Source organism: Streptomyces sp. NPDC059917 (genome assembly GCF_042730635.1).
Taxonomy (GTDB): domain Bacteria; phylum Actinomycetota; class Actinomycetes; order Streptomycetales; family Streptomycetaceae; genus Streptomyces.
The window spans coordinates 1-7,702 of the sequence record NZ_JBHWLC010000157.1 but is presented as its reverse complement, the minus strand read 5'-3'; the positions used below and the strand labels follow the sequence as shown (position 1 = coordinate 7,702).

General features: G+C 73.1%; 8 protein-coding genes. 1 reads left to right on the top strand and 7 read right to left on the bottom strand.

The genetic code is table 11. The annotated features are described in order from the left end of the window. Positions 1 to 55: 55 nt before the first annotated feature. The 5 genes from ACFWAR_RS38855 to ACFWAR_RS38835 form a co-directional block, all read right to left on the bottom strand. Positions 56 to 757, bottom strand: coding sequence for a DUF4191 domain-containing protein (locus ACFWAR_RS38855; RefSeq protein ID WP_385788293.1), 702 nt, complete (start codon positions 755 to 757; stop codon positions 56 to 58). A 10-nt stretch (positions 758 to 767) separates the two neighbouring features. Further along, positions 768 to 965: a hypothetical protein gene (locus ACFWAR_RS38850; RefSeq protein WP_214937012.1), complete on the bottom strand. Its 198-nt coding sequence runs from the start codon at positions 963 to 965 to the stop codon at positions 768 to 770. 224 nt (positions 966 to 1,189) lie between these two features. Continuing rightward, complete coding sequence (gene lipA, locus ACFWAR_RS38845; RefSeq protein WP_354383472.1) at positions 1,190 to 2,137, bottom strand: lipoyl synthase; 948 nt, start codon at positions 2,135 to 2,137, stop codon at positions 1,190 to 1,192. Between the two features lie 142 nt (positions 2,138 to 2,279). Next, positions 2,280 to 3,077, bottom strand: a complete 798-nt coding sequence (lipB, locus tag ACFWAR_RS38840) for a lipoyl(octanoyl) transferase LipB (RefSeq protein WP_385788289.1) — start codon at positions 3,075 to 3,077, stop codon at positions 2,280 to 2,282. A 138-nt stretch (positions 3,078 to 3,215) separates the two neighbouring features. Then, positions 3,216 to 3,482 (bottom strand): hypothetical protein, encoded by a 267-nt coding sequence (locus ACFWAR_RS38835; RefSeq protein ID WP_385788286.1) that lies wholly within the window; start codon positions 3,480 to 3,482, stop codon positions 3,216 to 3,218. Positions 3,483 to 3,654: 172 nt separating this feature from the next. Between ACFWAR_RS38835 and ACFWAR_RS38830 the strand changes: the two genes are divergently transcribed. Beyond that, positions 3,655 to 5,094: a regulator gene (locus tag ACFWAR_RS38830; protein WP_385788283.1), complete on the top strand. Its 1,440-nt coding sequence runs from the start codon at positions 3,655 to 3,657 to the stop codon at positions 5,092 to 5,094. Between the two features lie 64 nt (positions 5,095 to 5,158). Here ACFWAR_RS38830 and ACFWAR_RS38825 read toward each other — a convergent pair whose 3' ends face one another. Continuing rightward, positions 5,159 to 6,415, bottom strand: coding sequence for an NAD(P)/FAD-dependent oxidoreductase (locus ACFWAR_RS38825; RefSeq protein ID WP_385788280.1), 1,257 nt, complete (start codon positions 6,413 to 6,415; stop codon positions 5,159 to 5,161). A 210-nt stretch (positions 6,416 to 6,625) separates the two neighbouring features. Beyond that, entirely contained in the window at positions 6,626 to 7,522 is an 897-nt protein-coding gene (locus ACFWAR_RS38820) for a TIGR01777 family oxidoreductase (RefSeq protein WP_385788277.1), read from the bottom strand. Between the last annotated feature and the right edge of the window lie 180 nt (positions 7,523 to 7,702).

Below are 7,702 nucleotides of genomic sequence, written 5' to 3'. Positions count from 1 at the left end.
GCCCCCGGTCGATGACCGGGGGCGCCCCACTTGTATGTCTTGTATGCAATGCGGGTCAGCCGCGCGGCGGCCGCTGACCGCCCCGGGCGCCGCGTCCCGGCAGGGGACCCTTGGGGATGGGCATGTTGCTCATCAGGTCGCCCATGGCGCGCAGCTTGTCGTTCACCTCGGTGATCTGCGGGCCCGCGAGCACGCGCGGGAGCTTGAGCAGCGTGGTGCGCACCTTCTTGAGCGGCACCTCGCCCTCGCCCGTGCCGACGATGATGTCGTGGACCGGAATCTCCGGCATGACGCGCTTCATCTTCTTCTTCTCGGCGGCGAGCAGGCTCTTGACCCGGTTCGGGTTGCCCTCGGCGACCAGCACGACGCCGGCCTTGCCGACCGCGCGGTGCACGATGTCCTGCTGGCGGCTCATCGCGATGGCGGGGGTGGTGGTCCATCCCCGTCCCACGTTGTCCAGAACCGCCGCGGCGGCGCCCGGCTGGCCCTCCATCTGCCCGAAGGCGGCGGCCTCGGCACGCCGGCCGAAGACGATCGCCATCGCCAGGAAGGCGACCAGGAATCCCAGGATGCCCAGATAGACCGGGTAGCCGATCAGGAAGCCGATCCCGAGGACGACACCGAAGGTGACGATTCCCACGCCCGCGACGATGAGACCGACCTTCGGGTCGGCCTTACGGGTCATCTTGTACGTCAGGGCGATCTGCTTCAGTCGCCCGGGGTTCGCAGCAGTCTCTGCGTTTGACTTCCTCGCCATGCAGCGAAGTTTACGTGGCCTGCGGAGTCCGGGTCGCCGCGGCCTCGAGTACGTGCTCGGTTTCGACGCGGTCCTTGGCCCTGCGGCGGTCCTCCAGCACCGCCGTCCAGGCGTTGCGACGGGCGCCGCTCATGAGCAGCGACTCGATGCCCCGGAAGGCATCGGTGAACGACGGGATGGCGATGGCGCGAACGGGCGCGGCCTGCATGTCGATCCCTCTCTGGTGCTCTCGTCGGTGGAGCTTCGTGGGTCCGGTGGAAACGTCGTGGGTGCGGCGCGTGGAGCCAGCGTCACTGATTGGTGTTACCAGGGCGTGACCGACTGGTCAAACGATGATGAAACATTGACGCGGCCCGCCAGGTGTCTCCCTTGAGGGAGCCTAGGGGCCGCGTCGCCGTGGTGTTACCGCTTAGTAGGACTTTGTGCGCGAATTCACACAGTCGTCCGGTGGTCCATCGCCTGCTGGTACAGCCGACCCGCGCGGTACGAGGAACGCACCAGCGGACCCGACATCACGCCGGAGAAGCCGATGTCCTCGGCCTCCTTCGCCAGCTCCACGAACTCGGCCGGCTTCACCCAGCGCTCGACGGGGTGGTGCCGCGGCGAGGGCCGCAGGTACTGGGTGATCGTGATGAGTTCGCAACCCGCGGTGTGCAGGTCCTTGAGCGCCTGGGTGACTTCCTCGCGCTCCTCGCCCATGCCGAGGATCAGGTTCGACTTGGTGACCAGGCCGTACTCGCGCGCCTTGGTGATCACCTCGAGCGAGCGCTCGTAGCGGAAACCGGGGCGGATCCGCTTGAAGATCCGCGGGACCGTCTCGACGTTGTGCGCGAAGACCTCGGGGCGGGAGGCGAAGACCTCTTCCAGCAGCTCCGGCACCGCGTTGAAGTCGGGGGCGAGCAGCTCCACCTTGGTGTGGCCGCCGGCGCGCTCCGCCGTCTGCTGGTGGATCTGGCGCACGGTCTCGGCGTAGAGCCAGGCGCCGCCGTCGGGCAGGTCGTCGCGGGCGACACCGGTGATGGTGGCGTAGTTCAGGTCCATGGTGACCACGGACTCGCCCACGCGGCGCGGCTCGTCACGGTCCAGCGCCTCGGGCTTGCCCGTGTCGATCTGGCAGAAGTCACAGCGCCGGGTGCACTGGTCGCCACCGATGAGGAAGGTGGCCTCGCGGTCCTCCCAGCACTCGTAGATGTTCGGACAGCCGGCTTCCTGGCACACCGTGTGCAGTCCTTCGCCCTTCACCAGGGCCTGCATCTTGGTGTACTCGGGACCCATCTTCGCCCGGGTCTTGATCCACTCGGGCTTGCGCTCGATGGGCGTCTGGGCGTTACGGACCTCCAGGCGCAGCATCTTGCGTCCGTCGGGTGCGACTGCGGACACGACCGGCTCCCTGTGACTTCGATTCTTCGGCGCCCACCAGGGTACGCCCGTAAATTCATACGTTCTTACGTCGGCCAACCTGCGGGCGGGCGGACGCATTCCCCCGGGGTCGCCGCAAGGCCTCCCCGGGGCTCCCCCGGGCCTAGGAGGCCGCGGGCTCGACGACGCGGGGCCGCGGGTCGGCGCCCTCCAGGACGTACCGCAGGTGGCCCTCGACGACCGGCAGCACCTCGGCGATGGTGATCTCGCGGCCCAGTTCGTACGAGAGCGAGGTCACACCGGCGTCGCGGATGCCGCAGGGGACGATCCGGTCGAACCAGGTGTTGTCGGGGTTCACGTTGATCGCGAAGCCGTGCATCGTGACGCCCTTGGCGACGCGGATGCCGATGGCGGCGAGCTTGCGGTCCTCGCGGCGCTGGCCGGCGTTGGACGGCGCGTACTCCGGCCCGTTCAGCCGGGGGTCGAACTCCTCGTCCGCGAGCCGCGGGTCGAAGTCGAGCGACAGCCCGCCGAGCTTGGGGCGGTCCTCGACCGGGTCGCCGAGCACCCAGACGCCGGAGCGGCCCTCGACCCGGGTGGTCTCCAGGCCGAAGTCGGCGGCGGTGCGGATCAGCGCGTCCTCCAGCCGCCGGACGTGGGCGACCACGTCCACCGGGCGGGGCAGCTTCATGATCGGGTAGCCGACGAGCTGGCCGGGGCCGTGCCAGGTGATCTTGCCGCCGCGGTCCACGTCGACCACCGGGGTGCCGTCGAGGGGGCGCTCGCTGTCGGCCGTGCGCCGTCCCGCCGTGTAGACCGGGAGGTGCTCCAGCAGCAGGCAGGTGTCCTCGGTCTCGTCCGCGAAGCGTGCCGCGTGGACGCGCCGCTGCTCTTCCCAGGCCTCGGTGTACTCGACGGCATCCGGACCGAAGCCCAGATGGACAAACCGCAGCTCAGCCACCGCAGCGCCTCCTCGTTGAAACCCGCGTGCGTGCATATCGCACCCATATCGCACGCACCCAGCGTACGGCGCCCCCGCGACGGCCCGGCAGGGCCCCCGCACAGGGCCCCGGAAGGCGACCGCGCGGGCTCCGGGGCCCTAGGCCGGCTCGGCCGGCGGGGCTGGGAGGCGGCGGGGTTGCCTGCGGCCCCGCGGGGGCCGGTCCGGGTCCTCGTCGGCCCGCGGCAGCCGCCGGTGGCCCTCGGAGTGGTCGTTGACCCAGCCGCACACACCGCAGGCGTAGCGCCCGTCGAGCCCGGCGATCAGCGTGCCGCACCGGCGGCACTCGGCCTCGGTGATCTCGGGTGCGGGGAGCGGCGCGGTGGATTCGGGCACGCCGTGCGACTCGTGGGGCCAGCGGGTCATGCCCGCAGCTTAAGCGGGGATGCGGGAGCCGTCCGTAAAGGGCCTGCCCGGTTCTTCGCACGATCGGATGAATGTGGGATAGAAGGGGCGGTCCGGGCAGTGTTCGCCGCTACATTCACGCCGTTCACAGGGCCGGGACACCGGTCCGTCACGTCAGGAAACCGTGGAGCCGATGACGGAACGACCAGCCCAGCGCGTCCCCAACCGGCAGCTCGCGGCACTGATCGCCGAGGCCGGGTTCTCCAATGCCGGGCTCGCCCGCCGCGTGGACCAGCTCGGTCTGGAGCACGGTCTCGATCTGCGGTACGACAAGACCTCGGTCACCCGGTGGCTGCGCGGGCAACAGCCGCGCGGAACCACCCCGGCGCTGATCGCCGAGGTGTTCACGCGGCGGCTCGGGCGGCGGCTCTCGGCGCAGGACCTCGGACTGGACGCCTGCGCCCCGGTCTACGCGGGGCTGGAGTTCGCGGCCACCCCCGAGGAGGCCGTGGACATCGCGAGCGGCCTGTGGCGCAAGGACTCCGGTTCGCACGCCGAACTGCGGAAGATCGCCTTCACCCCGGCCGGACTCGTCGTCCCCAGCCGGGACTGGCTGATCGGCCGGGCCGACGAGCGCGTCGGCCGGGGCTCGGACCCGGGCGCCTCGCGGATCCCGGCCCAGAACCGCTCCACCGTGCCCCGCCAGCGCCAGATCGACCGGGGCCCCGGCCAACGGGTCACCGCCGGGGACATCGCCGCGCTCAGATCGGTCGGCGAGCTCTTCCGGGCGCTGGACCACGCCTACGGCGGCGGCCACGCCCGCCAGGCCCTGGTGCGCTACCTGGAGCACGAGGCGGAGCCGATGCTGCGCGGCAGCTACGGCGAGAACTCCGGGCGGCGGCTCTTCGCGGCCGCCGCCGACCTGACCCGGCTCGCGGGCTGGACCTCCTACGACATCGCCGCCCACGGCCTGGCCCAGCGGTACTTCGTCCAGGCCCTGCGGCTCGCCCAGGCCGCCGGGGACCGGCCCTACGGCGCCTACGTCCTGGTCACCATGAGCCGCCAGGCGGTCTACCTCGGCCACGGGCGCGAAGCCGTACAGCTGGCCCGGGTCGCCCAGCAGGGCGTCGGGTCGGGCCCGCCCCAGGTGGTCCAGGGGCTGCTGCACGCGGCGGAGGCGCGGGGGCACGCGGTCCTGGGCGAGGTGCGGGCGGCCACCGCCTCCCTCGTACGGGCGGAACGCGCGCTCGGCGCCGCGCGGCCCGGGGACGACGTACCGCACTGGGCGCGGACCTTCGACGAGGCGGAGCTGGCCGACGAGTTCGGGCACTGCCACCGCGACCTCCAGCAGTACCGGGCCTCGGCCCAGCACGCGGAGCGCTCGCTCCAGCTGCGCGCCCCGGGCTTCGCGCGCTCCCGGCTCTTCTGCCGGGTGGTGCTGGCCACGGCGCGGCTCGGGCTGGGCGAGCTGGACCAGGCGTGCGCCCTGGGCGCGGAGGCGGCGCAGCAGGCGATGGAGATGCGCTCGGTGCGCGCGGTGGAGTACGTACGGGACTTCGAGCGACGGTTGGAGCCCTACCGGGACGCGGCGGCCGTACGGACCTACCGGGACCGGGTGGCGTCGCTGTCGTAGCGGGGCCCGGGACGTGCCGGGGGCCCGGTCCCCCTCGGGTGACCGGGCCCCGCACTGGGTGGTTTCAGGCGGCCGCCGGTACGACGGGCTCCGCGACCGGCACCGGGATGCCGAAGTCGCGCAGGACGGCGGTGGTGGCGCGGCGCGCCGAGTGCAGGGCGCCCTGCACGGTGTTGGTGTCCCGGTGGTCGCCGCACACGTACAGCCCGGCGAGCAGCCGGACCGTGCGCCGCGTGTCGTACGGCGCGGGCATGGCCGGGACGGCCTCGGGCGTGTGGTGGACGGCGAGCGGCTCCCAGTCCCGGGTGGAGGTCTCGTAGAGCCGGGCGAGCCGGGAGGCCACCGTCCGGGCGGGCGGCGGCGGTCCGAGCACGGTGGTGCTGACGAGCGAGCGCCCGGCCGGGGCGCGGCTCGGGTCGACGGCGCTCATCACGGTGGTGTGCGCGAGCGGCCACTTGGGGTCGCCGTCGAGCAGGAGCGAGCCGTCCCAGGGCAGCTCGGCGGTGGTCGCGTGGTGGATGACGGTGATCTCGTGGAAGCGGGGCACGCGCAGGCCCGGCAGCAGCTCGGCCGCGGCGCGGGCGCCGGTGGCGAGCAGGACGGAACGGCAGGCGAAGTCGCCGTGCTCCTCGGTGGTCACCAGGTTGGTGGCCACCGAGCGCACGCGCACGCCGGTGCGCACGGTACCGGGCGGCAGCCCGGCGGCCAGGAGCGCGGGCAGGGCGGCGGCGCCGCCTTCGGGCACCGCGAGGCGGCCCCGGGCGAAGCGGCGCAGCGCGAGGTCGGCGACCCGGCTGGAGGTGGTGAGCTCCGGGTCGCAGAGCAGGGTGGAGAGCAGGGGTCGCAGGACCCCGGTGACCGTGCGCGGCGGCAGCGTCCGGCTGCGCAGCGCGGCGAGCGCGGTGCGTTCGGGACGCGCCAGGATCCGCTCCTCGGGCAGGGCCGCGAGTCGGCCGAGCGCGGCGCTGAGCCGGGCCTGGTCGAGCGAGCCGCTGGCGAGGGCGCGGGCCGGTGTGAGGGCTCCGGCCCTCAGTTGCTTGCCCTCGCTGTGGACGAGGACGCCGGGTGCGAAGGGCCGCAGGACCAGGCCCTCCAGGCCGGGCGTGCGGGCCAGTTCCGGGTACGAGGTGTTGAGGAGCTGACCGACCCGGTCCAATCGGAATCCGTCGGTCCGCTCGGTGGCCATCCGGCCGCCGGGATCGTCGGCGGCCTCCAGGACGGTGACGCTGACCCCCGCTGCGATCAGATGGTGTGCCGCCGAGAGTCCTGAGACTCCGGCTCCCACGATGACTACGTCTGCACGGTGTGCGCTGCTGAGCACGTGCCCCTCCCCGAGGTCGGCGCGGCTTGTCTGGTCCTCCTTCCCCCAACCAGCTCCAGCAGAACCCGAGTTCGATGCGCTTTTCCGAACGTTTCCGGTTGCATACCGGTCGCACCGCGGACATGTGCGGGTCGCATGCGGGTCACGAACGGTCGCACGCCGGGCGGCGTCCGCCCACCGGCGCGCCCCCTCGAATGCGCCCCCCGATGCTCACGAACGCGCCAGCGCCGCCCTGATCGCCTCGTCGATCCCGGGGTGGCGGAAGACGAACCCCGACTCCAACAGCCGCGCGGGCCGCACCCGCTGGCTGCCCAGCACGTCCTCGGCGAACTCGCCCAGCGCGAGCCGCATCGTCGCCGCCGGTACGGCGCACACCGTCGGCCGCCGCAGGACGCGCCCCATGGCCGCGGTGATCTCCCGGTTGGTCAGGGGTTCCGGAGCGGTGAGGTTCACCGGGCCGGACAGCTCCGGGGTGACGATCAGGTGGCGCAGGGCCGCGATCTCGTCGTGCAGGGAGATGTACGACCAGTACTGGCGGCCGTCTCCGAGGCGGCCGCCGATCCCCGCCCGGAACACCGGGAAGAGCTTGCCCCAGGCGCCGCCCTCGGCCGCGACGACGAGCCCGGTCCTCGCGAAGGCGGTCCGTACCCCGGCCGCCGCGGCGGGGGCGGCGGCCGCCTCCCACTCCACGCAGACGGAGGGCAGGAAGCCGGTGCCCGGCGGGGCGGTCTCGTCCACGGCGCGCCGACCGGTGTCGCCGTAGTAGCCGATGGCGCTGCCGCAGACCAGGACGGAGGGCGGCCGCTCCATCGACGCCACGGCGGTGGCGATCGCGGCGGTGCCGAGCACGCGGCTGTCCCGGATCTCCCGCTTGTACCGCTCCGACCAGCGGTGGTCCCCGACGCCGGCCCCGGCCAGGTGCACGACGGCGTCGCTGCCGGTCAGGGCCTCGGGGGCGACGTGGCCGCGGCCGGGGTCCCACTCGGCCTCGTCCGGGGCGGTGGGGGCGCGGCGGACGAGGCGCACGATGTCGTGGCCGTCCTTGCGCAGGGAGCGTACGAGCGCCGTTCCGATGAGCCCGGCCGAGCCGGTGACCACGATCCGCATCCCCCCATCCTGCCCGTCCCCCACCAAGAACCCCGCCACCAACCCCTCCCGACCAGCCGGAGCCGAAGTCAGCCGCGCCGGGCCAAACCCGGCCCACCGGAGCCAAAGTCAGCCCCACCGGAGCCAAAGTTCAGCCTCGCCGGCGTTTGAGGCGCGGGTCCGGGCGGAGCCCGGGGCGGG

Coding starts and splice junctions, on each gene's coding strand:
- ACFWAR_RS38835 (WP_385788286.1), bottom strand. CDS start 3,482: ATGACCCGCTGGCCCCACGAGTCGCACGGCGTGCCCGAATCCACCGCG.
- ACFWAR_RS38820 (WP_385788277.1), bottom strand. CDS start 7,522: ATGCGGATCGTGGTCACCGGCTCGGCCGGGCTCATCGGAACGGCGCTC.
- ACFWAR_RS38830 (WP_385788283.1), top strand. CDS start 3,655: ATGACGGAACGACCAGCCCAGCGCGTCCCCAACCGGCAGCTCGCGGCA.
- ACFWAR_RS38850 (WP_214937012.1), bottom strand. CDS start 965: ATGCAGGCCGCGCCCGTTCGCGCCATCGCCATCCCGTCGTTCACCGAT.
- ACFWAR_RS38855 (WP_385788293.1), bottom strand. CDS start 757: ATGGCGAGGAAGTCAAACGCAGAGACTGCTGCGAACCCCGGGCGACTG.